General features: G+C 56.4%; 13 protein-coding genes and 1 pseudogene. 11 read left to right on the top strand and 3 right to left on the bottom strand.

Translation table 11 applies throughout. From position 1 onward, the window contains the following. Positions 1–19 precede the first annotated feature (19 nt). Complete coding sequence (locus tag SynNOUM97013_RS12800) at positions 20–1,297, bottom strand: methionine gamma-lyase family protein (RefSeq protein ID WP_186481641.1); 1,278 nt, start codon at positions 1,295–1,297, stop codon at positions 20–22. A gap of 211 nt (positions 1,298–1,508) precedes the next feature. Here SynNOUM97013_RS12800 and SynNOUM97013_RS12805 point away from each other — a divergent pair, with 211 nt between their 5' ends. Then, positions 1,509–2,372, top strand: coding sequence for an acyl-CoA desaturase (locus SynNOUM97013_RS12805; RefSeq protein ID WP_370586480.1), 864 nt, complete (start codon positions 1,509–1,511; stop codon positions 2,370–2,372). Here SynNOUM97013_RS12805 and SynNOUM97013_RS12810 read toward each other — a convergent pair. Next, positions 2,360–3,085 (bottom strand): hypothetical protein, encoded by a 726-nt coding sequence (locus SynNOUM97013_RS12810; protein ID WP_186480123.1) that lies wholly within the window; start codon positions 3,083–3,085, stop codon positions 2,360–2,362. The two genes, SynNOUM97013_RS12805 and SynNOUM97013_RS12810, sit on opposite strands and share 13 nt — an antisense overlap. A 55-nt stretch (positions 3,086–3,140) precedes the next feature. On the opposite strand from SynNOUM97013_RS12810, the gene SynNOUM97013_RS12815 reads away from it, so the two are divergent. The 6 genes and pseudogenes from SynNOUM97013_RS12815 to SynNOUM97013_RS12840 all read left to right on the top strand — a co-directional run bounded on the left by SynNOUM97013_RS12815 (position 3,141) and on the right by SynNOUM97013_RS12840 (position 11,020). Then, a complete protein-coding gene (locus SynNOUM97013_RS12815) occupies positions 3,141–4,073 on the top strand; it encodes a fatty acid desaturase (protein WP_186480124.1) in 933 nt (310 codons plus the stop codon). A 41-nt stretch (positions 4,074–4,114) separates the two neighbouring features. Continuing rightward, a complete protein-coding gene (gene rplI, locus SynNOUM97013_RS12820; RefSeq protein WP_186480125.1) occupies positions 4,115–4,573 on the top strand; it encodes a 50S ribosomal protein L9 in 459 nt (152 codons plus the stop codon). 76 nt (positions 4,574–4,649) lie between these two features. Further along, on the top strand, positions 4,650–6,068 hold the full coding sequence (gene dnaB, locus SynNOUM97013_RS12825; RefSeq protein ID WP_186480126.1) for a replicative DNA helicase: 1,419 nt from the start codon (positions 4,650–4,652) through the stop codon (positions 6,066–6,068). Between the two features lie 113 nt (positions 6,069–6,181). Then, positions 6,182–10,627: an Ig-like domain-containing protein gene (locus SynNOUM97013_RS12830; protein WP_186480127.1), complete on the top strand. Its 4,446-nt coding sequence runs from the start codon at positions 6,182–6,184 to the stop codon at positions 10,625–10,627. A gap of 66 nt (positions 10,628–10,693) precedes the next feature. After that, a pseudogene (locus SynNOUM97013_RS12835) lies at positions 10,694–10,795 on the top strand (DnaB-like helicase C-terminal domain-containing protein); the annotation flags it as partial. A gap of 15 nt (positions 10,796–10,810) precedes the next feature. Further along, the gene (locus SynNOUM97013_RS12840; protein WP_186480128.1) at positions 10,811–11,020 is read left to right on the top strand and encodes a hypothetical protein; all 210 of its coding nucleotides are present in this window, start codon (positions 10,811–10,813) and stop codon (positions 11,018–11,020) included. A gap of 6 nt (positions 11,021–11,026) precedes the next feature. On the opposite strand, the gene SynNOUM97013_RS12845 is transcribed toward SynNOUM97013_RS12840, so the two are convergent. Next, on the bottom strand, positions 11,027–11,914 hold the full coding sequence (locus tag SynNOUM97013_RS12845) for a neuromedin U (RefSeq protein WP_186480129.1): 888 nt from the start codon (positions 11,912–11,914) through the stop codon (positions 11,027–11,029). Positions 11,915–12,057: 143 nt separating this feature from the next. Between SynNOUM97013_RS12845 and SynNOUM97013_RS12850 the strand changes: the two genes are divergently transcribed. The 4 genes from SynNOUM97013_RS12850 to SynNOUM97013_RS12865 all read left to right on the top strand — a co-directional run bounded on the left by SynNOUM97013_RS12850 (position 12,058) and on the right by SynNOUM97013_RS12865 (position 26,897). Continuing rightward, the gene (locus SynNOUM97013_RS12850; protein WP_186480130.1) at positions 12,058–13,020 is read left to right on the top strand and encodes a response regulator transcription factor; all 963 of its coding nucleotides are present in this window, start codon (positions 12,058–12,060) and stop codon (positions 13,018–13,020) included. 442 nt (positions 13,021–13,462) lie between these two features. Next, positions 13,463–24,070 carry a cadherin domain-containing protein gene (locus SynNOUM97013_RS12855; RefSeq protein WP_186480131.1) on the top strand — a complete coding sequence of 3,536 codons (10,608 nt, stop codon included), beginning with the start codon at positions 13,463–13,465 and terminating at the stop codon, positions 24,068–24,070. Between the two features lie 85 nt (positions 24,071–24,155). Then, positions 24,156–26,132, top strand: coding sequence for a tRNA uridine-5-carboxymethylaminomethyl(34) synthesis enzyme MnmG (gene mnmG / locus SynNOUM97013_RS12860; protein ID WP_186480132.1), 1,977 nt, complete (start codon positions 24,156–24,158; stop codon positions 26,130–26,132). A gap of 24 nt (positions 26,133–26,156) precedes the next feature. Further along, on the top strand, positions 26,157–26,897 hold the full coding sequence (locus tag SynNOUM97013_RS12865) for a hypothetical protein (protein ID WP_186480133.1): 741 nt from the start codon (positions 26,157–26,159) through the stop codon (positions 26,895–26,897). Positions 26,898–26,918 lie beyond the last annotated feature (21 nt).

The raw sequence follows: 26,918 nt of genomic DNA on the forward strand, positions 1-26,918 counted from the left end.
AGCCGGTGGTCGGCGGAGTTCACTCAGTCTGGGCCAGATCCAAGTGTCCTGCCTCCGCCAGCGCCTCCAGCGCACGCATCAGCGCCAGCTCCACATGGGCCCGGTGGGTTCCTCCCTGCACATAAAGATTGAACGGCTCTCGCAGGGGTGCATCGGCGGAGAACTCACTGGTGCTGCCATCGATGAAGGTGCCACCGGCCATCACCAGATCACTGGCATACCCCGGCATCGCAGCGGGCACCGGATCCAGATAGGAACCAACCGGTGAACACGCCTGGAACGCGCGGCAGATCAGCTTGAGCGGCTCAGGGCTGCCGAGCTGCACCGCCTGAATCAGATCACCGCGCTGGGCACCGGCGGCGGGCTGCACCGCATAGCCCAGGTCCGCAAACACACCAGCCACCAGATCAGCGCCAATCAACGCTTCCGTCACCATCTGTGGTGCCAGAAACAGCCCCTGCAACAGCAGACGATGCAGGTCAAAACCGGTGCCGCCCTCACTGCCGATCCCCGGCGCTGTCAGGCGGCAGCAGGCCTGTTCCACAAGATCAGCGCGCCCAGCCACGTAACCGCCAGCGGGTGCAATCGTGCCGCCGAGGTTCTTGATCAACGAGCCCGCCACCAGATCCGCCCCCACATCACAGGGCTCCTGCGGCTCCACCAGCTCGCCGTAGCAGTTGTCCACGAAGCACACGCAGTCGGGCTGGCGGGCATGAATCCGGGCGCACAGCTGGCCGATCGCGTCGACGGTGAGGGAAGGGCGCCAGCTGTAGCCACAGCTGCGTTGGATCAGGATCAGGCGACGCGGTTGCTCCAGGGCCTGATCGAGTGCCTGGAGATCCACGGCACCGTCTGCGGTGAGCAGCAGTTCGTCGTAAGCGACGCCGAACTCCTTCAGCGACCCCTGTCCCTCCCCGCGCAGACCGATCACTTCCTCCAGCGTGTCGTAGGGACGACCGGTAATCGACAACATCTGATCTCCAGGCCGCAGAACACCGAACAAGGCGGCGGCGATGGCATGGGTGCCACTGACGAATTGCAGCCGCACCGCTGCCGCTTCAGCACCCAGGACGCGCGCGAACACACGGTCGATCACCTCACGCCCCTGATCACCGTGGCCATAACCACTCACCGAAGCGAAGTGCTGCGTGCCCACCCGCTCGGCGGCCAATGCATCCAGAACCTTCTGCAGGCGCAGCGTCACTTCCGCCGTGCGCTGACGGGCCAGGGGCTCCAAACGGTCACGTACCGCCAGCACATGACGTTGGGCAAATGCCTTTGCCTCGCTGGGATCCATCCGCTTGGCAACGGTGTTGACGCCCTGCCCTTCTGAAACTTGTGCCATCAAAAAGCCGCGATGAACCTGCTGCGTTCTCTTACATTCACATTTCCAACCGATTTGCCTGGGTCTCGGCTGTCGCCATTCCGACCGCAGCAAAAACGGTTCAAGGAGAAACTTCTTGGTTACCAGCACTCCGGCAGACACAAGCTCCACCCGCGAACTGCGCATGCGCGCAGCGGTGATGGCGCCCCGTGAACGCCTGCCTCGCCGACAGCGCAAGTTCAAAGGCGGCACCACCTCCTTCATGGTGGTGATGCACGTGCTGGCCACCGTGGCTCTGCTGCCACGCTTCTGGAGCTGGCAAGGAGTGATCGCCCTCGGCGTCCTCTACTGGGCAACCGTGCTGGGTGTGACTCTTGGCCTGCATCGCCTGGTGGCCCACCGCAGCTTCGAGGTTCCGCGCTGGCTGGAACGCGTGCTGGTGGTGATGGGCACCCTGGCCTGCCAGAGCGGACCGATCGACTGGGTGGCGCTGCATCGCCATCACCACAAATATTCCGATCAACCCAATGATCACCACGACGCTGGCCGGGGCCTTTGGTGGAGTCACAGCGAGTGGATGCTGCACGACATCCCGGCACTGGAGCACAAAGAGCGCTTTGGCGGCGATCTGATCAACGACCGCTTCTACGTGTGGCTGGATCGCTGGTTCCTGCTGCTGCAGATCCCCATCGGCCTGGCGCTGTACTGGTACGGCAACGCTGCAGGCGTCCATGGCGGCGGCCTTGGCCTGGTGCTGTGGGCCATTCCACTGCGACTGGTGGTGGTGTATCACGTCACCTGGTTGGTGAATTCCGCCACGCACGCCTTCGGGTATCGCAATTTCGACTGCCCCGACCTGTCGCGCAACTGCTGGTGGGTGGCGGTGCTGTCCTTTGGCGAAGGCTGGCACAACAACCACCACGCGTTCCCCGCCAGCGCACGCCACGGCCTGCGCCCGTTTGAGATCGACATCACCTGGCTGCACATCCGGCTGCTGCAGAAACTCGGCCTCACCCGCCGGGTGCGTCAAGCGCGCTACCCCGGTTGAGTCGCCGCGCGCAGCTCCCCTAAAAACGCTTCAGCGGTCTGGCCCTTGTTCCCCTCCAGGGCCAGATGCGTGGCATAAAGATCGAGGAACTCACCGTCGAGCTCCTCAGCGCTGTACTCCCTCAGGCCGGCCATCACCTCGGCAAAACGCTCCCGACGCTGGGGCTTGGTGACGGGATAGGCCTCCATCACCGCGTCTCGGCACTGCCGCCAGGCCTGCCCGCGGCAGAGACTGTCGGCCATGGCAGCACTCAGCTGAGCAGCCTCATCAGCATCGATGCGCCAGTCGAACCCAGGCGGCAGAGGCCCGAGGCCCACAAAGATTTCCAGAAAGTCCCCAGCACCCAGGGGCGCCCCGTCGGAGCCCAGCAGGGGAACCGCACTTTCACTGAGCACCCGCAGCAGATCGGGGTGGACTTCAGCCAGGTGGGTGCGAATCGGCTCGACGCCTTGATGCAACACCCCATTGGCCTGCCCCAGGGCCAGAAACAGCTCAGGTCCTGGGGATGAAAGCTTGCCGTTGCGCAGGTTGGAGATCTGGGAGTTGTGCACACGGCCCAGGTCCAGCGCATCGGCCAAAGCGGGCAAGACCTTGTGGGACCAGCCATTGCGCTCGTGCCACACATGGATCAAGTGAGCCATGGCTTGCCGCCCCTCCTCGAGGCGCTGCCGGTAACCCTTGGTCACATGATCAGAACCACTCACGCTGCTCATTTCTTGATACGGATCCGTATCGGATGTAATGTTTGGGCATCTAACGGATCAGACCATGGTATCCAGCGTGATTGACACGCCGTCACCGCCCAGCCGCCCCGCAGCCTCGCACCGCGCCCTGCAGCTGGCAACCCTGCTGCACCAGCCGCGAAAGGGCGAACAGCCGGTGCCCGCAGAAAGCGGAAAAAACTGGGCCACGATCGGATTCATGATCGTGATTCATGCCCTCAGCCTGCTGGCTCTGGCCCCCCGCTTCTGGAGCTGGCAAGCCGTGGCCAGCCTGCTGGTTCTCTATTGGGTCACCGCCTGCCTGGGCGTCACCATCGGCTATCACCGCCTGCTGTCCCACCGCTCCTTCCAGTTGCCGCAATGGCTGGAACGCTTCTTCGCCACCTGCGGAGCGCTGAGCTGCCAGCACGGCCCGATCGACTGGGTGGGGCTGCATCGCCATCACCACAAGTTTTCCGATACGGATGCTGATCACCACAACAGCCATCGCGGCTTCTGGTGGAGCCACATGGGCTGGATGTTCGAGCCGATCCCTGCCATGCAGGCCGTGCCTCGCATGACCGGTGATCTGGCCAAGGATCCCTACTACCGCTGGCTGAACAACTGGTTCCTGGTGCTCCAACTGCCACTGGCCGGGCTGCTGTTCTGGATCGGCAGCACCACCGGCGCCGGCGGCTGGGCCCTGGTGCTCTGGGGCATCCCCCTGCGCCTGGTGCTCGTTTATCACGTCACATGGCTGGTGAACTCCGCCACCCACTGCTGGGGCACCGTGGCCCACGACAGCGGCGACGCCTCTCGCAACAACAAATGGGTGGCAGCGTTGACGTTCGGCGAGGGCTGGCACAACAACCACCATGCCTTCCCCCACTCCGCACGCCACGGCCTTCAGTCGGGTCAGATCGACCTCACCTGGGAGCACATCCGCCTGATGCGCGCCCTCGGCTTAGCCAAGAAAGTGCGCCTACCGGCGGCGTCGTAAAGTTGCCGACTGCTCATTCGACGTCGTAGGGATCGTTCTCCATGGCCAAGCGCGTACAAGTCGTTCTGAACGAGGACGTTCTCAGCCTCGGCCGTGACGGCGATCTGGTGGAAGTGGCTCCCGGCTACGCCCGCAACTTCCTGCTGCCCTTCGGCAAAGCCGTTCCTGTCACCCCCGCGGTGATGAAACAGGTGGAGCACCGCCGCGCCAAGGAAGCCGAGCGTCAGGCAGCCCTGAAGCAGGAAGCCATCGCTTTCCGCACCGCTCTCGACACCATCGGCCGCTTCACCGTCAAGAAGCAGACCGGTGATGACGATGTGCTGTTCGGCACCGTCACCAACGGCGATGTGGCCGAAGTGATCGAAGAGGCCACCAAGAAGGAAGTGGATCGTCGCGACATCACCGTTCCCGACATCCACCGCACCGGGAACTACAAGGTGCAGGTGAAGCTTCACAGCGAAGTAACCGCTGAGATCAACCTGGAAGTGGTCAGCTACTGATCGCGACCACGCACACACTCTGACGTGGCCGGTGAAGGTGCGTCAGAGTGTTGATCATCTTTGAGCAGCTGCCGCCATGGTGAGCGTTCCCATGACTGGTGCTGGCGGCGAGTCCGCCGAAGAGGGACGCCGCGGTTTCGGTAAAGGGCGCCAGCGCGAGGAGCCCAGTTTTGAAGCCCTGCCGGATTCGATTCCTCCCCAGAACCTGGAGGCCGAGGAAGCCGTCCTCGGCGGCATCCTGCTCGACCCTGATGCCATCGGCCGGGTGGCGGATGTGCTGCAGCCGGAAGCGTTCTATCTGAATGCCCACCGGGAGATCTTCCGCACGGCGGTGATGCTCCACAGCCAGGGCAAACCCACCGACCTGACGGCGATGACGGCCTGGCTGGCCGACACAGGAGCGCTCGAGAAAGTGGGCGGCAGTGGCCGGCTGGTGGAGCTGGTGGAACGCGTGGCCTCCACCGCTTCGATCGAGCAGGTGGCCCGGCTGGTGATGGACAAGTTCCTGCGCCGCCAGCTGATCCGCTCCGGCAACGAGGTGATTCAGCTGGGCTTTGATCAAAGCCTGCCGATGGAGCAGGTGCTCGACAAAGCCGAGCAAACGATCTTTGCGATCAGCCAGGAGAAACCGTCGAAGGGACTCACCCCCACAGCGGAGATTCTGACCAGCACCTTCAACGAAATTGAAAGCCGCTCGCTGGGCACCTCGGTGGCCGGCATCCCGGTGAACTTCTACGACCTGGACGCCATGACCCAGGGCCTGCAACGCAGTGACCTGATCATCGTGGCCGGACGCCCCGCCATGGGCAAAACCTCGATCGTGCTCAACCTGGCCAAGAACGTGGCACAGCTGCATGACCTACCGGTGTGCGTGTTCTCCCTAGAGATGAGCAAAGAGCAGCTCACCTACAGGCTGCTGTCGATGGAGGTGGGCATCGAAGCCGGTCGTCTACGCACCGGTCGCCTGCAACAGGAGGAATGGCCGCTGCTGGGGCAAGGCATCAACACACTGGGCCAGCTGCCGATCTACATCGACGACAAACCGAATTCAGGTGTGCTGGAAATGCGCTCGCTCTGCCGCAGGTTGATGGCGGAGCAGGGCAAGGAACTGGGCCTGGTGGTGATCGACTACCTGCAGCTAATGGAGGGATCGAGCCCTGACAACCGCGTGCAGGAGATTTCGCGGATCACCCGTGCCCTCAAACAAATGGCCCGGGAACTGAACGTGCCGGTGATCGCGCTCTCCCAGCTCAGCCGTGGCGTGGAGTCGCGCACCAACAAACGACCGATGCTGAGCGACCTGCGGGAATCCGGCTCGATCGAGCAGGACGCCGACCTGGTGCTGATGATCTACCGCGACGAGTACTACAACCCGGAAACCCCCGACCGCGGCATCACCGAAGTGATCGTGACCAAGCATCGCAACGGCCCCGTAGGGACCGTGAAGCTGCTGTTCGAGCCCCAGTTCACCCGCTTCCGCAACCTGGCAGCCTGAGCTGAACCGAACGAGGATGGTTCTAAAAGTGCAAGATGCTTCGCTTCCCTCAGTTGAGGGAGGCGCACATCTCAGCAAGATCTCAGACTGAGCTCAGAGAATGCAAATGATGCATGAAAACCGCGTCTCGGGCCACTACCGCTGACACGCGTTGGGCAGGTGCTGGTCTTCAGAGCACGCGAGGACTCAAATCATGGCAACTGCATAAGAAAAAGAATCGACAAGCACCAAAACCGCGTTTGATCGTGACCACCCACGACATTCAGGGCGTTAACTGGCTGGAGGACTTAGACAAAGAGATCACCTGGATCCAAGGCGATCCAATTCAAGAAATCTCGAAGCAATTACAGCAGAAACAACAAAAGGGAAATCCCGCCAGTGAGCTGCATATTGTTGCCCACGGCAGCGAAGGAGAGGTCAAGCTCGGAAATACCGTTCTCGATACAACCTATTTTGAGCATGCAGCGCAGCAACTTGAGGCATGGACTCTTGAAGCAATCTTCCTTTGGAGCTGCGAAGCAGGACAAAACATAGAACTCAAGAAAACGCTCGAAAAACTGACAGGAGCTGATGTTTTCTCAAGCAAATCAGAAATCAACAGCCATCAATGCACACTTTTAAGCAGTGATGGCAACAAAGCCTCTCTCAGAACCCTAATCGGCAAAGAGAAACTTCAAGAATGGAAAGGCAATCTGTCGAACTCAGAAAACGATGAAAGCAGCGCTGTTCCAATCAGCGAAGCCGTCAGCAGTGAAACCATCAACACTAATGAATCAGGTTTCTCTGAAAACACAGGTCAAAAATTAGCTCTAGACACAGCATCAAGCAGCAACGAAACACCTCTCAATCCAGATTCAAGCAACAGCATTCAAACGACAGCTGAAGATTCGGATCCCGATTCGAGCCTGACCGGCAACGCTGAAGCATCAACAAGCGAGGCCCAGCAAGCCACAACGAAAACACCAGTTACAGCGGCCAGCCTGAAGGAGCTGTGGCACCCACAACTCCAGGAGTGGGCGGCAGAGGGTGCGCTATCGGAGGCAGCCAACGAGGCCTTGCAGCTTGATTCCAGCGACCCATCGGACCAGCTGGCAGCCTTAGTCGTACGCCTTGCAGGAGGCGAGACAAGTGACATTCCCGCGATTGAACTCCTGCAGCAAGAAGACATGAGCGGCGCCATGGGCGCCTACGCAACTTCGAATCAAACGATTTATATCAACAATGAATGGGTTCAAACAGCCAGCAACATTGAAGCCATCAAGGTTCTGACCGAAGAATATGGGCATCATCTAGACGCGCTCCTCAACGAAACCGACACACCAGGAGACGAAGGCCAATACTTCGCACAATTACTAATCAGCCCCAGCGCAGCATCAAGCCAATCATTTGCAAGCCAGGCAAACGATAGCGGACAAATTTTAATCAATGGCAAACCGATTAGCGTTGAATTTTCAAGCACTCAAGTTCTTGACGCAAACTATCAACAACTTGTTTTTGATCACACCAATTACGACACATCCTTCTCCGATCCCAATGGAAGTGTGGCTGCAGGGCAGTCAGTACTATTCAAAAATGTCATCACAATTAGCAGCCAAGCAGTTGATGCGCTTTACACAGTCCAGAGCATCAATTCAAATATAAGACTCGACAGACTTGATGACGGCGGGGTCGACAGTGACTACATATCCACAGATCTATACGGCCTCGCATCAGGCGAAAAGACCATCAACACTATAATCAGCTTCTATGAAGCCGGTACATACACAGGGGCAGGCACAGGCAATAAAGTCACCCTAGAGAATGTCGTCTTAAATACTTACGACATTGACATCAATCAATATCAAGTATTTAAAGACTTCCAATCGTATGAATTAGCCAACAACACAGGGCTAACAGTTACCACTCAAAGCGACGGGTCAGTAAAATTTGATGATGCCGGCAATCAAAATACAACTGGAACGCAAGACGAAGGCCGAGCAAGAATTTATTACGACGCTATCGATACATTTGAGATGCAAATGGGCTCAGATAACAGGGGGAGTATTTGGTTCTACCTCGACTTTCAACTAGGCCCCGCCTGGACTGGAGACACCACAACAACAGACACTCCGGCAGCAAACTTTACTTGGAGCACTCGAAATTTAACCGAAGACGCAGCCAATGTTGGCTCATTCACCGAAACAGCCACCATTACCTTTAACAATCCAGGAACAACAATATTTGCTGGATCGAACGGCGACACAATCACCCACACCGCATCAAATGTTCCAGCCGGTCTGACCACTGTTGTCACACGTACATCCGACACAACCGCAACACTCTCGGTCACAGGGAACGCAACCAATCACACGGCATCCGATGACTTAAGCAATATCGAGCTTGAATTTGAAAACAGCGCCTTTGATGTGCGCTCAGTAGGCGCAAGCTCAATCACCGATGCTCGAATCACTAATTTCGGCCTGAGCTTCATAGATGACACAACTCCACCCAAAATTGAACTCTCCTCCAATGTCTCCACTCTCAAAGCGGGCGAAACGGCTGCCATAACTTTCACTCTCACAGAGTCTTCCAGCAATTTCGTCTTCACCGATATCGATGTCACTGGCGGTACGCTCTCTGATTTCGCTGGCTCCGGCACCGATTACACCGCCACCTTCACACCAGACACTGACAGCACCACCAATGGTGTGATCCACGTTGACAGCAACAAATTCTCAGATTCATCTGGCAATAACAACCAAGACGGGGCCGAATCCAATAACACCGTCACCCTCACCGTCGATACCGTTCGGCCCAAAATCGCCCTCTCCTCTGATGTCTCCACTCTTCAAGCGGGCGATACGGCTGCCATAACCTTCACCCTCACAGAGTCGTCCAGCGATTTCGTCTTTACCGATATCGATGTCACTGGCGGTACCCTCTCTGATTTCGCTGGCTCCGGCACCGATTACACCGCCACCTTCACACCAGACACTGACAGCACCACCAATGGTGTGATCCACGTTGACAGCAACAAATTCTCAGATTCATCTGGCAATAACAACCAAGACGGGGCCGAATCCAATAACACCGTCACCCTCACCGTCGATACCGTTCGGCCCAAAATCGCCCTCTCCTCTGATGTCTCCACTCTTCAAGCGGGCGATACGGCTGCAATAACCTTCACCCTCACAGAGTCGTCCAGCGATTTCGTCTTTACCGATATCGATGTCACTGGCGGTACCCTCTCTGATTTCGCTGGCTCCGGCACCGATTACACCGCCACCTTCACACCAGACACTGACAGCACCACCAATGGTGTGATCCACGTTGACAGCAACAAATTCTCAGATTCATCTGGCAATAACAACCAAGACGGGGCCGAATCCAATAACACCGTCACCCTCACCGTCGATACCACTACCACAACTCCAACGTCGACTTCTTCTTTTTCAACACCTTCAACACCTTCCTCAGAATCCTCAGATTCTCCCTCACCCACTCCACCTGCAACTCCAACTCCAACTCCAGAGCTCAGCTTAGAAAAAAGCGATCTTTTTCTCGTACTGGACACCTCCACGTCCATGCTCCGCAGCGACCGCAACAATCACAGCAAATTTCAAAGCCTGCTGGCACTAGAAGCCTTCGCAAAAGACGCTGAACGCGCTGGCTATGCATTTCAACGCCTCGACACCAACAACACCATCACGTCAGGACAGTTACTCCAAGTACTTACCGAACAAACCACCGAGCAAGCCATTCAAGAGCTCAACAACTACACCATTATTGACAACCCCAACGATGATAAAAATGCCAAAGATCTCGACATTCACCTGATCACCTATAACTATTACGTTCAACACAAAACCTTCACCCTTTCGCGCAGCAGTGCCAGCAGCGGCATCGACACTATGCAATCCATCCTGTCGCTCAAAATGGCAGGAGAAGGGCTTGGCAACTCAATCGAAAACAACAACCATTGGGAAGAGCTTGGCCTACCTAAACCCAATCAATACGACCTTAAGAAAGGCAATTCGGACAGACCTTCCAACCTCTATGGCGGCACCGAACTGCTCGGCGCCTTGGAAGGGCTCGACTATCTCCTTACCCAAAAAGCCAACGACCCCAACCAACAGGCTCTATCCACCTCCATCGCCCTCGTTCTCGATGGGCGGCCGGTACGACGCAGCTGGTGGGACACCAGAACCGATTCAGCCTCCGATTCCATCATCGGCCAGGCCATTCCGCTACCGGAAACCCTTGGCAAGGAAGACATCACCACCTCAGGCCTCCGCTACGACAACCAAGGCAACCCGACCTTTCTCAAAAACAATCAGGGCCAATTGCAGTGGGAGGAAATGCAAAACGATCTCAATGCCGCCCTCAATCGTCTTGCTGAACTCTCCACCGATCCAGCCACCATGATTCAAGTGAATGCCTATGGCCTCAACAGCGCCGGTAGCACCTCCCTCAATGCCACCTATCAAGACCTCTTCTCCAACCAAATCTTCGACAACTCCGCCAGCAGCTGGAGCTACTCCCAGCAAACCATCAACTCAATGCAAGACTTCAACTTCTGAGGCGATCCCGACGCGACTCCAACATCGAAGAATCAATTCATGCGCTTCATCGACGCCCCCACCGAAGTTGTCGACCTGATCGTGACCAAGCATCGCAACGGACCGGTGGGCACCGTGAAGCTGCTGTTTGAGCCCCAGTTCACCCGCTTCCGCAACCTGGCAGCCTGAGCCAGGAAACCGCGTATGTGGATTGGTCGAATTCTGCTCCTGGGTGTTGGCTCGTCCTACATCGCGCGCTGGGTTCTCAGTCCACAGCGCCATCGCGACTATGTAGCCGGCTGGCTGAAAGCCTTGCGCAACACCACCCGCTGGCTGCCGCGGGGGCGCCACAGGATTCGCCGCTTCGGTCGGCGCACCTTTATCGCGACCCTCAGCCGCTCGAACCGGCGCTGATTCGGCTCAGTTGGGGAAGAGGATCTGCCACTGGGTGCGGATCGTCCAGTCACCCAGCAACTCCTCACCCAACACCTGAGGCTTCACCGCGTTGTAGTAGCCCTCCACCGACACCTGCATGGGCTGACCAGCCAGTCGGAACGAGCGACCCACACCGCCGCCGACCGGAACGACCCAGCCTTTGCCATCCGGCTGGGTCCAATCGGCAGCAATGATCGGCGAGGAAATCAGATACCAGTCGGGATTCAACTGGTAGCGCAGCAGTCCGCGCACCACCATGCGGTTGACGTCGTCGCGATCGGACTGGCCACCCACCGACCACACATTGCGCATGCGAGCCCCAACGACCCAGGGGCCGCGATGAAAAAAGGCCAGAAGTGCAGGACCGACGGACAACTTACCGCTGTCGATCGCGCCATCACCGATTGGCACCACCAGTGATGAGCCCAGGCCGATGGTGAAGTCAGGGCCGAGATCCGGCACCAAAAAGGCGGTGGGGCTGATGTCGGCCAAGCCGGCCTGACTGCGCTGATCCCAGCCCAGCAGTGCGGGCCCACCCGCCGGCGACAGCCCAATCAAGGGATCCGCCGTGGGCAAAGAAATGAAGCGAAAGATCGTGCGCGTCAGCACGGTCCAGTCGTCGTTCAGTCGGAAGGGAACAACGGGCTGAAATTTGAAGATCTGGATCGAGCGATCGGGCTGCGCGGATGGATCCACAGCCTCGGGAGCCCATTGCGAGTTCGGGACCACATCCCATTCACCCCACAGTCGCGTGAACGAGGTGATCGGATTGCGCTGGGCGGCAGCAGGCTCGGCGATCAACAAGCTCGCCGCAAGGCCAACGAGCAGAGAACGAACCACCACTGACAACAACCAGCGCGCAACGAGCGGCACCAGTGTCTGACCAAAACCTCAACAGCAGCCTCGACTACGCAGCCGCCATCCAGGAATGAACACAATCGCGTACGCATCGGCTCACCATCGCAAACGATAGGGGGCACTAACAGCAACAGTTTCAGCAGGTCTTCAGCTCGTCGGTGATCCAGTTCGACAGCACATTTTCCAGCTGCCAAGGCCTGCAGGAGCTCTTCCAACCACTGTCACCCGATCTTGTAGCGCTGCAGATGAGCCGCGGGCCGCTCCAGGGCCGACTGAGGATCTTTCACCTTGGCGCGATTCGCTTCAATCTGCTGGAAACCAATCAAAGCCTGTTTCTCAGCGGAACCCGCCGGCCGAAACCATGCACGGTGGCGGTCCCTCTCGAGCAGACCAAGACGTCGTCGCCTTATCGAGCGCAAGGCATTCCTGTGGAGTGGCCAGCCCTGATGGGATACAACCGCCACCTCGCCGACTTTGATCTGAAGCTGCCTGCCGGTGCCCGTCTGGCCACGATCGTGATTGCCAAGGAAGTGCTGCTGGAGCAGCTGGAGCGCCGAGGAGGAAGCAAACGCACCCTGGAACGCTGGGAAGGCACCAATCAGCTGGAACTGCTGCCGGACTTGCAACAACGCTTGCAAGATCAGCTCAACCAACTGATCCATCGCGATGCACAGGGATGGAATCCCGAAGACCCCGATCAACTGATCGACAGCGTGATTCGCTGCTTTGAACAGCCCCAGGCACGCACAAAGCAGATTGCCAAACGAGAGGCACGCCATGAAGCCGCCATCGATCTACTGCACTGGTGCGACAGAAACCCAATGAAGGTAGTCACCGTTGAAGCTCTCAGCGCCGAGCTCTTCCAATCCCGAACGTCATTGTTCAAGGGATCCAAGGAGCATTTCGAGCAGACACCCCTGGAGTTACAACGCTCCGTGCGCATGGACCGCGTCCGGCAATTGCTGCTGAACCCAACACGTCGCACCAACCAGGGCCTCACCGGTGTTGGCGACACTGCTGCATCGATGGGCTTCACCAGCCGCAGCCACTTCGCTCGGCGCTACCAGGAGCAATACGGAGAACACCCGCAGGACACACTCGCCAACGGCCCGAAAGAGTGATCGTGGACGACAAACGCATCAAAGAGCTGCCTTCTCCAACCGCAAACCTGGACAACGACTTGCCGCGACGGTTGTGCAGGCGCGAATCCAAAGCGAATCGGCCTAGAACAGTAGTCACGGAAGCATCAAAGCTTTAGCCGCCAAGCTCAGCTCTCAAAGCCGCAGCGACGTGGATTGTCGCTGCTCAGACCAGCAAAGAAATCAATCCAAAAGTATTCGTTGCTACAGAAACACAGCCGATGGCGGGTGCTCACCACCAATAAAAAAATCGCGCACTGATGGAATCGCTGATCGCGCACGAATGGGATCAACAGGCGGCGTTTTAACAGTGAAAAACCCTTAGAAACACCTTAGAGCTTCCTAAGAGTTGGGTTTTGGCTGGCTTCGGCCTGGCACGAATACTCGCTAAACGATGCCTCGCACGCCCTGAGGAGGTGTAGCGGTGTCGTTCACCCGGCTCGGCAACGACATTGATGGAGAGGCTGCCAATGACGTTTTCGGCACCTGCGTCTCCATTTCAGCCGACGGATCCGTCGTCGCTATTGGCGCCGATGGCAACGATTCAAATGGCAACTTAGCCGGACACGTCCGCATCTATCAGTGGGATTCGGGCTCCTCCTCCTGGAGCAAGCTCGGCGGTGATATTGAGGGCGAAGCCGCCGGTGACCAATGCCACACCGTCTCCATTTCTGGAGATGGCACTGTCCTGGCCGTTGGCGCTCAAAAAAACGATGGCAATGGCAACCAATCAGGCCATACCCGCCTGTACAAATGGGACGGCTCCAGCTGGAACCAACTCGGCAGCGATATCGATGGAGAAGCCGCTGGTGATTACAGCGGCATAGCTCTCAACCTGTCGAATGATGGAACGACGGTTGCCATTGGTGCCACTGACAACGATGGCAATGGCACCAACTCTGGGCACACACGCATCTATCGATGGGACGGCTCCAGCTGGAACAAGCTCGGCAGCGATATCGATGGAGAAGCTGCTGGTGATTACAGCGGCCATTCCGTTTCGCTTTCAAACGACGGCAGCACGGTTGCCATTGGTGCCACTAACAACGACGGCAATGGCAACAAATCAGGCCATACACGCATCTACGAATGGGACGGCTCCAGCTGGAACAAGCTCGGCAGTGATATCGATGGAGAAGCCGCTGGTGATGAAAGTGGTGTCTCCGTCTCCCTCTCCAGCGATGGCAGCACAGTTGCTATTGGTGCCATCAACAACGATGGCAATGGCAACAAATCAGGCCATACACGCATCTACAAATGGGACGGCTCCAGCTGGAATCAACGCGGTAGCGATATCGATGGCGAGTCTGCCAATGATCACAGCGGCAACTGGGTTTCCCTATCCGGCGACGGCACCATCATTGCCATTGGCGCAGATCAGGACGGCACTGGTAGCGGCTTACCAGGCTCCGTTCGCATCTACCAATTTAATGGCAGCGCCTGGAGTCAAGTCGGCAGTGATCTCGATGGAGAGGCGGCAAATGACAATTTTGGCCACTCAGTCTCGCTATCCAACGACGGCAGCACCGTCGCCATTGGCGGTCTTCGAAATGACGGAAATGGCACCAATGCTGGCCACGTAAGAGTCTTCAGCCTCTCTGATACCACTGCGCCCACCTTCTCCTCAGCTGCCACCAGCACCGACGGCACCAAAGTTGTCCTCACCTACGACGAGGCCCTCTCCGCCACAACCGCTGCCGCTTCTGCTTTCACAGTCACAACAGGTGGCAGCGCCAATGCCGTCACCGCCGTTGCCATCTCCGGTTCCACCGTTGAGCTCACGCTCACCAACGCCGTTAAAAACGATCAGGCCGTCACCGTTGCCTACGCCGATCCATCCGGCTCCAACGACACCAATGCCGTTCAAGACAGCCAAGGCAATGACGCTGCATCGCTAAGCAGCACCTCGGTCACCAACAACTCCACCGTTGCTGGTACAGCGCCCACCTTCCAATCCGCTGCCACCAGCACCGACGGCACCAAAGTTGTCCTCACCTACGACGAGGCCCTCTCCGCCACAACCGCTGCCGCTTCTGCTTTCACAGTCACAACAGGTGGCAGCGCCAATGCCGTCACCGCCGTTGCCATCTCCGGTTCCACCGTTGAGCTCACGCTCACCAACGCCGTTAAAAACGATCAGGCCGTCACCGTTGCCTACGCCGATCCATCCGGCTCCAACGACACCAATGCCGTTCAAGACAGCCAAGGCAATGACGCTGCATCGCTAAGCAGCACCTCGGTCACCAACAACTCCACCGTTGCTGGTACAGCGCCCACCTTCCAATCCGCTGCCACCAGCACTGACGGCACCAAAGTTGTCCTCACCTACGACGAGGCCCTCTCCGCCACAACTGCGGCCGCTTCGGCCTTCACAGTCACAACCGCTGGCAGCGCTAATGCCGTCACCGCCGTTGCCATCTCCGGTTCCACCGTTGAGCTCACACTCACCGACACCGTTAAAAACGATCAAACGGTCACCGTTGCCTACGCCGATCCATCCGGCTCCAACGACAGCAATGCCGTTCAAGACAGCCAAGGCAATGACGCCGCAGATCTGAGCAGCACCTCGGTCACCAACAACTCCACCGTTGCTGGCACTCCGCCCACCTTCTCCTCAGCGGCCACCAGCACCGACGGCACCAAAGTTGTCCTCACCTACGACGAGGCCCTCTCCGCCACAACCGCTGCCGCTTCGGCCTTCACAGTCACATCAGGCGGCATTGCCAACAACGTCACAGCTGTTGCTGTCTCCGGTTCCACCGTTGAGCTCACCGTCAGCCGGCCCATTCCCAGTTGGCATGACCTCGCCGTTACTTACACAGATCCATCCAGCTCCAACGACGACAATGCCGTTCAAGACGGCCAAGGCAATGACGCTGCATCGCTAAGCAGCACTTCCGTCACCAACAATTCAACGGTGGAAGGCAGGGCCTTCGAAGAAGCAGGCGACCAAAGCACACTCAAAAGCAGCACTACAGACGATTGGTATGGCACCGCTGTCACCCTCTCAAAAGATGGCAGCACGATGGCTGTCGGTGTACCGCGAGCAGCTGGTGGCGGTACAAGAAGAGGCCAAGTTCGTATCTACAAGCGCAGTGGAGACGATTGGAATCTCATTGACACGATTAATGGAACCCAAGACCTAGCTCAGCAAGGGCAAGCCATATCACTATCAGCCGACGGAAACATTATTGCGATTGGAGCCGCGGCTTATGACAACGGGAGCAAATCGGATGCTGGACATGTCCGCACATTCAAATACGACACGTCAAGCTCAAGCTATAGCGACTATGGCAGCAATCATGAAATCAAAGGCAACAACACACAAGACTATTTTGGCGTCTCGGTATCACTGTCAGCCGACGGAAAAATTTTAGCTGCTGGTGCAAGCGGACACGATTACAGCAACAAAAAAGATGTTGGCTACATAACAATATATCACTTCAACGATGATTCAAACAAATGGGTCCGAAAATTATTCAAGAGAGGATCAATAACACAGAACTATTTTGGTGGAGAAATAGCTGTCTCTGGCGACGGCAAAACGGTAGCAATAGGAGGCCCTGGCGCTAGTGGTTCGGCGGGCCAAGGGCGCGTTGTTGTTTACCGATACAACGAAAGCACTGAGAAATGGCTGCAACTAGGAGTAGGCAAATATGGAGTGGCCGGTGATGACCACTTTGGTCGATCACTATCCATCTCAGCTGATGGCTCAGTTCTAGCGGTTGGTGGACCGGAAAATGATGATGCCGGCAGCAACAGAGGCCGTGTTGATCTGTTTGAACTATCAGAAAGCGGAGACCTGCAACCCCTTGGCTTGCCCATCTATGGAGAAGCCAATGATGACCAGTCAGGTGTTGCTGTAAGCCTTTCTGACAATGGCAAGCGAATAGCCATTGCAGCCCACCTCAATGATGGCGGGGGAACTGATTCAGGCCAGGTTCGGCTCTACGAATTCATTGATGGCTCATGGCAACAGCAAGGCATTGACCTTGATGGACCCACCCAACAAAGTTTTAGAAATAACGAGAATATCGCAATCAGCCTGTCAGGTGATGGCACCCATCTGGCGATTGGATCTCCGGCTTCCAATGACTCAGCTCCAAATACTGAAGGATTGGTTCGCGTCTTCAAGTTCCATGACAGCGTCACACCAACACTGAGCTCGAGCCAAACATCGATAGATGGCGAAAAAGTCATTGTCACATTTAGCGAAAACCTGTCAGCAGATCGACCAAATAGCAGCCAATTCAGCATTTCGGTCAATGGGACAACCAGAACAATCACGGGGATTGAGGCCAAGGGACCAAGCATTGAACTAACTCTCGATCAAGCGATTAAGAGCAGCGATACCAACATTCAAGTTAGTTACAGCGACGCATCAGGCGGTGATGACAGTGCTGCAGCACAGGATTTCAGCGGCAATGACGCCAGCTCGTTTAGCAATCAATCGGTCACCAATCTCTCCGTCATTGACCTCAGCAGCCGATTCTTAGAGGATGAAGATGGGAATATATTTGCAGAGTATGGCTACGCCAAAGTTGGACCTGCTTTTACCCAGGTTGATCTCAATCTTTCAGGGGGCTTCTCATCTCCCCTGGTCTTTTGCAATGTTGTTAGCCGCAATGAGCGCGACCCGGTTGCAACAAGACTGAACGCGGTCACCAGCAGCTCCTTCCAAGTACAACTTGACGAACCAAAGTTTTACGGGACCTCAAAAGGAAAGAGCTTCCACACCGATGAAATCATCAGCTACTTTGTTATCGAATCAGGCAAGCACGAACTCACCGACGGCAAGATTTTTTACGCAAAATCGGAAGGCCAAAAGAGGCATCCCAGCAATCCCTCAACGAAATCACAAAGTTGGTCAAGCACAATCTCATACGCTGATGCCAATTTCAGCGAGATTCCTGTTCTGTTTGGTCAGTCACAAACGCATGCTGGTGCAGATTTCATCACCACACGCACGAAGAATGTCAGCAAAACAGGTTTTCAATACAGCTTTCAGGAGGCAGAGAACAAAGGAAGTCACCCAGCTCAGGAAACCTTTGCTTGGATGGCCTACTCGGGCGGCAAGAGCAACAGTGGCGGCATTGAACTTGAAGGACAAGCACTAGACAAAGTCTTTACCCACACGCCCAAACAACAATCATTTCTCAACAGCTACGCATCAACGCCACTCTTACTGGCTGGTCTGCGCACATTTGAAGGAGACGATACTTCCTTTAGCCGAGTTCATGCTCTCAACACCAGCGGCTTCACAGTTGCTCTTCAAGAAGAAAGCTCAGCTAACGGTGAGCTTGAACACGGCAACGAAAGTATCCATTACTTAGCGATTGCCACCAGCGCTCCACCAAGCATCCAGTCAGCCACCGAGAGCTTTGCTGAAAATACTGACACAACATCTCAGGTCAAAGTTATTGACCTGCAAGACTCCAACACCCTCACAGACAAGAGTCCAGATGGTGAAGCCATTAGCTACAGCATCAAGACAGGCAATACGGACGTATTTGCCATCAACTCCAATACCGGCGTCATCACAATTAAAGCTGGTACCAACCTGGATTACGAAACAACAACCAGCTATGCACTGACTATCAGCGCCCAAGCCGGCACTGCATCAACAGAAGCAGTTATCACGGTCAATGTCGACCCATTCAATGACAATGATGTTGTTTTAAGTGATAACAACATCAGTCAAAATACAGTTGCGGAAAATGCGTCTACTGGAACACCTGTTGGAATCACTGCCCTAGGAAGTGATGCTGACCGCGGCGTATCGATCAGCTCCTATGCACTCACCGACGATGCCGGCGGCCTGTTTGCCATCAACTCCTCCACCGGAGTTGTCACCGTTAACGGAGCGATCGACTACGAGAGCAAGCAATCTCACACGATCACAGTCAAAGCTACATCCTCCGATAACTCGGCAACAACTAAAGACTTCACCATTGCCGTCACCGACGTTGACGACAACACACTCTCGGTAGCCGACAGCAATTCAGCCACCAACACCATTGCTGAAAATGCCACAGCTGGTGATGGCGTTGGTGTTACTGCCCTCGGCACCGATGCCGACTACGGCACCTCCATTGCCTACGACTTCACCTCCAACCCAAGCGACCTCTTTGCCATTGATGCCTCATCCGGCGTCATCACTCTCGCGACTGACAAAACACTCGATTACGAATCAGCCCAGTCCCACACCCTCACCGTCCGTGCCACATCCACCGACTCCAACGGCGACACCTCAACCGCCACCAAAGAAATCTCCATTGCCGTCACCGACGTTGACGACAACACACTTTCGGTAGCCGACAGCAATTCAGCCACCAACACCATTGCTGAAAATGCCACAGCTGGTGATGGCGTTGGTGTTACTGCCCTCGGCACCGATGCCGACTACGGCACCTCCATTGCCTACGACTTCACCTCCAACCCAAGCGACCTCTTTGCCATTGATGCCTCATCCGGCGTCATCACTCTCGCGACTGACAAAACACTCGATTACGAATCAGCCCAGTCCCACACCCTCACCGTCCGTGCCACATCCACCGACTCCAACGGCGACACCTCAACCGCCACCAAAGAAATCTCCATTGCCGTCACCGACGTTGATGACAACACACTCTCGGTAGCTGACAGCAATTCAGCCACCAACACCATTGCTGAAAATGCCTCATCCGGCGCAACCGTTGGTGTTACTGCCCTCGGCACCGATGCCGACTACGGCACCTCCATTGCCTACGACTTCACCTCCAACCCAAGCGACCTCTTTGCCATCGATGCCTCATCCGGCGTCATCACTCTCGCGACTGACAAAACACTCGATTACGAATCGGCTCAGTCCCACACCGTCAAAGTTCGCGCCACATCCACCGACTCCAACGGCGATACCTCAACCGCCACCAAAGAAATCTCCATTGCCGTTACCGACGTTGATGAATTCACTCCCAGCCTCAGCGATGGGGATAGCACAGCCAACACAGTTGCAGAAGATGCAACAGCTGGCACCACTGTGGGCGTCACAGCCAAGGGCAGTGATGGCGATGCAGGAACCAGCTTCTCTTATGCCTTCGCCAGCGATGGCAACCCCAACGTTTTATTCGACCTGAATGCAACAACAGGCGTTGTCACACTCGCAGGGAGCCTGGACTATGAAACTGCCACGAGCCATTCCATCAAAGTTGTTGGCACTGCCACCGACAGCAACGGCGGTAGCAAAACAACAGAGGAAACCTTCCAAATCAATGTTGGCAATGTCAATGACAATGACCCAGCCCTAGCGGCACAAAGTGTTGACGTTCTGGATTCCATCAGTGCTGGCACTGAACTGGCCGACCTCAAGGATTCCAATACCTCGAATGACACGGACCGCGACGGCGATGCGATCGAATACTCGATCACGGCAGGCAATGAAAATAAACTCTTCGCCATCAATGCAACAACAGGAAAGTTATCGCTAGCCACTGGAAAATCACTGGACTATGACACATCAGATCAACACGTCTTAACCATCGAGGCAGCAGATACTGGCGGACGTTCAGGGACAGCAACAATCACCATTGATGTTCAAGATTCCAATACAGCCCCTGATGCGGTTGATGATGCCATAACCCTGAATGAGGACAGCAGCGTTGATGTTGCTGCCTCCAGTGGCATCATCCAAAGCAATGACAGCGATCAAGATGGCGATTCTTTAACAGTTCACAAGTTCTACCTCGGAGAAAGCACAGAGAGCTCCCCCATAGAAGGAATCCTTGGCCAAGCCATTAACGGCAGCTATGGATTACTCACACTCAATTCAGACGGCTCCTATCAATATTCAGCAGATAACGCCAATGCACTCGGTTCAGGCGAAACAGCTGTGGACTCGTTCCACTACGTAGTAAGTGACGGGAAGCTAACTGAAAAGGCGGACATCTCGTTCACTATCGAAGGGGTCAATGACGCCCCTTTTCTTGCAGACACAACCAAAAAGCGAAAATACATCGAGGGACAATCAAATGTAACCGTCATTGATGGCAGCCTTGACATCATTGATCCTGACGATACTGATATCGAAAGCGCATCGATTCAATTCTCATCGGAGACGTATCAAGCGACAGAAGATGTGCTTGGGTTCAATGATGCCTATGGCATTCAAGGCGGATGGAATGCGGCAACAGGTGTACTTTCACTCACCGGCAGCACCTCAATTTCTAACTACATCAAGGCACTGGAGTCGATCACCTATACCAATACCAATAATGTCAATCCTGTCATCGGGGAGCGCACAATCGAATGGACAGTTAATGACGGAGATGCCAATTCAACAGACGTGACCTCTATCGTTGACGTTGGCGGAACGAATGATGCACCAGAAAGCAATAACGAAGCCGTTGCAGTCGATGCCAGTTCAACCATCTCAACGACAACTCAAACAAATCTCTTGAGTAACGATACTGATCCGGAGGGAGACTCCCTTAGCATCCTAAAATTCCGCCTGGGTACAGAGAAAGAAAGCAGCACAGAGTTTCAAGCAGGCAACACAATTACGGGCCTATATGGAAGAATGACCATTCAAGCCGATGGTTCATACTCCTATATTGCCGATCAAACAGGAGCAAAACGGCTTCTTACAGACGAAACACGCACCGAAACGTTTACTTACACGGTCTCCGACTCTCAAGACACTGACGCAGGCGAAATAGAAATCACAATCACTGGCATCAATGACAGCCCAGTCGCTATTAACGATTCCTTCCAAGTCGAAGAAGATAGCTCAAAATTTAGGCCCGATGTACAAGGACTGCTCGCCAACGACACGGATGTCGATGGCGACGCCCTTTCGATTACAACCGTCAGAACTGGGAACGAAGCGTCAGTTTCAAGCTCCACCACCAGCAGCCGCACTGCCACAGGCACCTATGGAACTGTAGACATCAATGAGGATGGCTCCTATCGCTACGCCGCTGATCAAGATGCAGCAGATGCATTAGACGAAGGCGATCTGGTCACGGGCATCTTTACTTACACACTTAGCGATGGTGAAAGCACAGATCAAGGAGAACTTGAAATCGAGATTCGCGGTATTAACGATGCGCCGGTCTTAGCAGCAATTACCGGCGGAAGCGTTGCTGCACAAGACAATACAACTGACTTCACAAGCAACAATCTTTCAGGCCAACTCAGCGCAACAGATGCTGATGAATCAGCATCACTAACGTACGGCATCTCGACCTCTACTTCGTCGGCAAAAACTGCTTTCGCATCCAGCCCTCAACAAAGAGTCAACGCCAATCAATCTTCGACAACTTACACAGGCTCATACGGACAATTAACGATTAACCCAACAACGGGGTCCTATCAATACACACCTAATTCAACGGCTATTTACAGCCTAAGCGCTGGCCAACAAGCCAATGATAGCTTCGATATTTTTGTCAGCGATGGAAGCCTGACATCAAATCAGTCATACAACATTACGGTGACTGGAGCGAATCATTCTGCGGGCTCAGGAACGAGCGGTGGTGGTGGCTCGAGCTCCACAGACTCCGGGTCAACGGGAACTGATCCAGGAGACACGGGAAACACAGGTTCAGGATCGATAGACGGAGGTTCAAGCGGAACCGAATCGCCGGACACTGGCAGCACAAGCCCAGGATCCTCTGGCGGCGGATCTTCCGATACTGAAGGATCATCAAGCACAGGGTCGACTGGTGCTGGATCCTCTGATTCTGGATCTGATTCATCGAGCGCAAGCAGTACAACCACCAGCACAGAAACAGCGAGTGCTGGCTTAGGAGACAGTGGCTTCGCAGAAACCAGCTTTGTAGGCAGCGACTTTGCCAGCGAAGCGATCGCTTCATTGCTGGCAGATCCCATCACAGGGTCGGAAAATAGCTTCGATCTTGAAACTCAACCCCAAACACTTCTCGTAGCATCCGCGGGTGTTAGCAGCCTTCAAAACATCCAACCCAACGAAGCAGAGAACGAAATAATTCAGAATAACAATTCTGGAGATGGCGGCACAAACAATCTCTTCATCCCATCAACCGCCGCAATCGACAGCTCAGATGAATTCCTAAGCGCCATTCAACAAGATATCGCGAATATCCTGAGCACGATTGATAGCAACAACGGCGTTCGCATTCAACTGCCAACAAGCTCCGCAGAGGTACTGACGCCACAAACCCTGGGGCCATCGGACCAAGACGAATCAACACTTGCGCCTGAGACACTCGATTTTGACAACAACGAAGAAGGAAATAACCCTGAAAATATTGACTCTGAGGCCTCGGATCTCTTGAGCTGGCAACAGTTTGCTCCTGCCGACAAAGCAGGCATGATCCCATTGCTGATCTCACTCAATGCTCGTCCCCAAGGGGACATGATCGTTCAACTGAGGGCAAGCAATCTCAATGCTTTTGGATCAGCAGACTTTAATTTCACGCCTGAGAACTGGAATCAACCTCAACTCATCTGGATTGATGCCAATCAGATCGAATTCGAAGGAGAAAGCGAAACACTAGAACTTAAGGTCGGGCTTCTATCCGCCACCGATCCTGACACCGTTGATATTGAGATTCTGAACATCGAAATTCAAGACCCGACACCATGTGCAGAATCAAAGTGCGGACAAGCAGCTGCTCAAGCTAGAGAAATCGATGGCGAAGACGATCCAAATCTCGACCTTGAGCTTTCAACGATAGCGGAAGAAAGGTCGGCATTTTTCTTATTCTTGAGGTCTTCTTTATCTCCATTTCTTGTGCTCACAAACATGGCGCTTCACATGATTCGCCAACTACAACCAGAAGAGCCAACACAAGTCGCCTCACTGGAACTGAGCTCTGCAGCAGACAATCAAAGGGTTCAAGAGCAAACACCCGATTCAAAGGTCGACAACGTCCACGTGTTTGCCCCAATCGACTTGAGCAGCATGTCCGAAACAGCCACACCCAACGTCTTAAGAGACACTGCAAACCAAATCGGACAACTCGAACCAGCGTCTTTGCTAACGGACAATCCCAATCCCTTCGAAAGGTTTTAGGAGGACGCACAACCCGTTCAACAATCGCAGCAGGAAACCTGCTGACACCAGCGAACCCAAATCACTAAAGGGGGAGAATGGGGAAATGACGACCAGCTCGACCGCCACGGAAGTTTTCGACGTGATCGTCGTCGGGGGCGGTCACGCGGGCTGCGAAGCCGCCATCACCAGTGCTCGCCAGGGGCTGAGCACGGCACTGTTCACACTCAACCTGGATCGCATCGCCTGGCAGCCCTGCAATCCAGCCGTGGGCGGCCCCGCCAAAAGCCAACTGGTGCATGAAGTGGATGCCCTTGGTGGTGTGATCGGGCGCCTCGCCGACGCCACCGCCATCCAGAAACGGATCCTCAACGCCAGCCGCGGCCCTGCGGTCTGGGCCCTGCGTGCACAGACCGATAAACGGCAGTACTCACGCCAGATGTTGCAGCTGCTGCAGCACACCCCCAACCTGGCCCTGCGTGAGGCGATGGTCACAGGGCTGGAGATCGAAGGTGATCCCACTGGCGGTGGAGAGTCCTGGGACCCGAGCCAAGGTCCAGCTGCACGCATCACCGGTGTGCGCACCTATTTCGGCAGCCTTTACGGGGCCAAAGCTGTGGTGCTCACGGCCGGCACCTTTCTTGGCGGACGCATCTGGGTGGGCCACCAGTCGATGGCCGCAGGACGGGCCGGTGAGCAGGCCGCCGAAGGGCTCACTGAAGCCCTGCAACAACTTGGGTTCCACACCGACCGACTGAAAACCGGCACCCCAGCGCGGGTAGACCGGCGCAGCATCGCCCTCGATCAACTGGAAGAGCAACCCAGCGACGCTGCAGACCGGTTCTTCTCGTTTGACCCCGCCGCCTGGAGCAGCGGCGAACAGATGAGCTGCCACATCACCCGCACCACGGCAGCAACCCATCAACTGATCAAAGACAACCTGCATCTCACCGCGATCTATGGCGGCGTGATCGACAGCAAGGGCCCGCGCTACTGCCCCTCGATCGAAGACAAGATCGTGCGCTTTGCCGACAAGGACAGCCACCAGATCTTCCTGGAACCTGAAGGGCGCGACACGCCGGAGATCTATGTGCAGGGCTTCTCCACCGGCCTACCCGAACCGATCCAGTTGCAACTGCTGCGCAGCCTGCCTGGCCTGGAACAGGCCGTGATGCTGCGGCCGGCCTACTCCGTGGATTACGACTATCTGCCGGCCACACAACTGCTGCCATCGCTGGAAACCAAACGCGTGCAAGGGCTATTCAGCGCTGGTCAGCTGAACGGCACCACGGGCTACGAGGAAGCCGCGGCACAGGGGTTGGTGGCTGGACTGAATGCCGCAAGGCGCATCCGCGCTGAAGCGGCGGTGCACTTCCCGCGAGAGGGGAGCTACATCGGCACCATGATCGACGACCTGGTGAGCAAAGATCTGCGCGAGCCCTACCGGGTGCTCACCAGTCGCAGTGAGTACCGGCTCGTGCTGCGCGGCGACAACGCCGACCGTCGTCTCACCCCCCTGGGGCGGGAACTCGGACTGATTGATGACAGGCGCTGGCAGCTGTTTGAGCAGAAGCTCACGGCCATGGAGCAGGAAAAGCAGCGGCTGGAACAGCAGCGCCTGAAGGTGAGCGATCCCGTCGCCCCCGCCGTGGAGCAGGAGACCGGGGCGCCGATCAAAGGGTCCATCACCCTGGCCGACCTGCTGCGCAGACCGGGGATGCACGCTGCGGATCTGGTGCGCCATGGCCTGGCTGACGGCGATCTACCGCTGCCGGTGCGAGAAGGCGCCGAAATCGACATCAAATACAGCGGTTACCTGGCCCGCCAACAGCAACAGATCGACCAGGTGAAACGTCAGGGCCAGCGCAAGCTGCCCGCAGATATTGCCTACGCGAGCATCGGCACCCTCTCGCGGGAAGCGAGGGAAAAACTAGCGGCCGTCCGCCCCCTCACTCTTGGGCAGGCCAGCCAGATCCCTGGCGTGAGCCAGGCGGACCTCACCGCGCTGCTGATGTGGCTGGAACTGCAGCAACGGCGCGATGCATCCGCAGCATCCCTCGCTTCCAACGCCAACGCTCGATAGCGTTGGTCCACTGAACTGGCTCTGGTGCCACCTCGTCTCTCCACTTCCAAGGCTTACTGGAACCTGCGTGCGGAACAGGTGATGGATCGCGTCTTCAACGATGACGACCACACGCTCGAGGCCGTGGAGGTGCAGGTGGAAGCGCCCCCAACAGCACCAGCCACCAGCACCACAACGCGCCACAACAAGCCTTTGACATGGCCGCAGGTGTGCCTGGCAGCGGTTGGTGTGGTGGCCGTGCTCGGCAGCGCAGGGCTCACGCTGCACTGGCGCCAGAGCCAACAGGCCCTGGAACGCGACCGCAACCTCGCTCTGCTCGAGCAATTGCAACGGCAACCCTCCCCAGCAACGGATGCCAGCACCGTTGCCAGTCCGCCAAACGACGGGGAACTATCTGAAGGCTCCAGCAGCGACGCTGCCTCCGATCCTGAACTCGCCCAGAGCGGCCTCACCATCACCCCCCTGCCGAGCGCCCCGCCGGCGCAGCTGGAACCGATCACGCTTCCCATTCCATCGGCGGCGATCGCACCACCGGTCACGACCGAGCCGTTAACCATTCCCGCTGAACCACTACTCGTCGGCGTCGTCCACAGCGGCAACGGCGGCGGATCGGCCATTTTTCAAATCGGAGACCTCTCGGTCTCGTCCTTCCCGGGCGAACCCATTGGCAACAGCGGCTGGACCCTGCGCAGCGTCAGCGCCAATGGCGCTGTGATGGAACGCGAGGGGGCCCAGCGCTCCCTGAGCGTGGGGGGTGCCTTCTGAACAATTCGAACACGCTGTCGC

Source organism: Synechococcus sp. NOUM97013, assembly GCF_014279815.1.
Classification (GTDB): Bacteria; Cyanobacteriota; Cyanobacteriia; order PCC-6307; family Cyanobiaceae; genus Synechococcus_C.

What these genes read in the sequence shown, in the direction of transcription:
- SynNOUM97013_RS12800 (WP_186481641.1), bottom strand. Translation starts at nt 1,297, where the DNA reads ATGGATCCCAGCGAGGCAAAGGCATTTGCCCAACGTCATGTGCTGGCG.
- SynNOUM97013_RS12805 (WP_370586480.1), top strand. Translation starts at nt 1,509, where the DNA reads ATGCGCGCAGCGGTGATGGCGCCCCGTGAACGCCTGCCTCGCCGACAG.
- SynNOUM97013_RS12810 (WP_186480123.1), bottom strand. Translation starts at nt 3,085, where the DNA reads ATGAGCAGCGTGAGTGGTTCTGATCATGTGACCAAGGGTTACCGGCAG.
- SynNOUM97013_RS12815 (WP_186480124.1), top strand. Translation starts at nt 3,141, where the DNA reads ATGGTATCCAGCGTGATTGACACGCCGTCACCGCCCAGCCGCCCCGCA.
- rplI (WP_186480125.1), top strand. Translation starts at nt 4,115, where the DNA reads ATGGCCAAGCGCGTACAAGTCGTTCTGAACGAGGACGTTCTCAGCCTC.
- dnaB (WP_186480126.1), top strand. Translation starts at nt 4,650, where the DNA reads ATGGTGAGCGTTCCCATGACTGGTGCTGGCGGCGAGTCCGCCGAAGAG.
- SynNOUM97013_RS12830 (WP_186480127.1), top strand. Translation starts at nt 6,182, where the DNA reads ATGAAAACCGCGTCTCGGGCCACTACCGCTGACACGCGTTGGGCAGGT.
- SynNOUM97013_RS12840 (WP_186480128.1), top strand. Translation starts at nt 10,811, where the DNA reads ATGTGGATTGGTCGAATTCTGCTCCTGGGTGTTGGCTCGTCCTACATC.
- mnmG (WP_186480132.1), top strand. Translation starts at nt 24,156, where the DNA reads ATGACGACCAGCTCGACCGCCACGGAAGTTTTCGACGTGATCGTCGTC.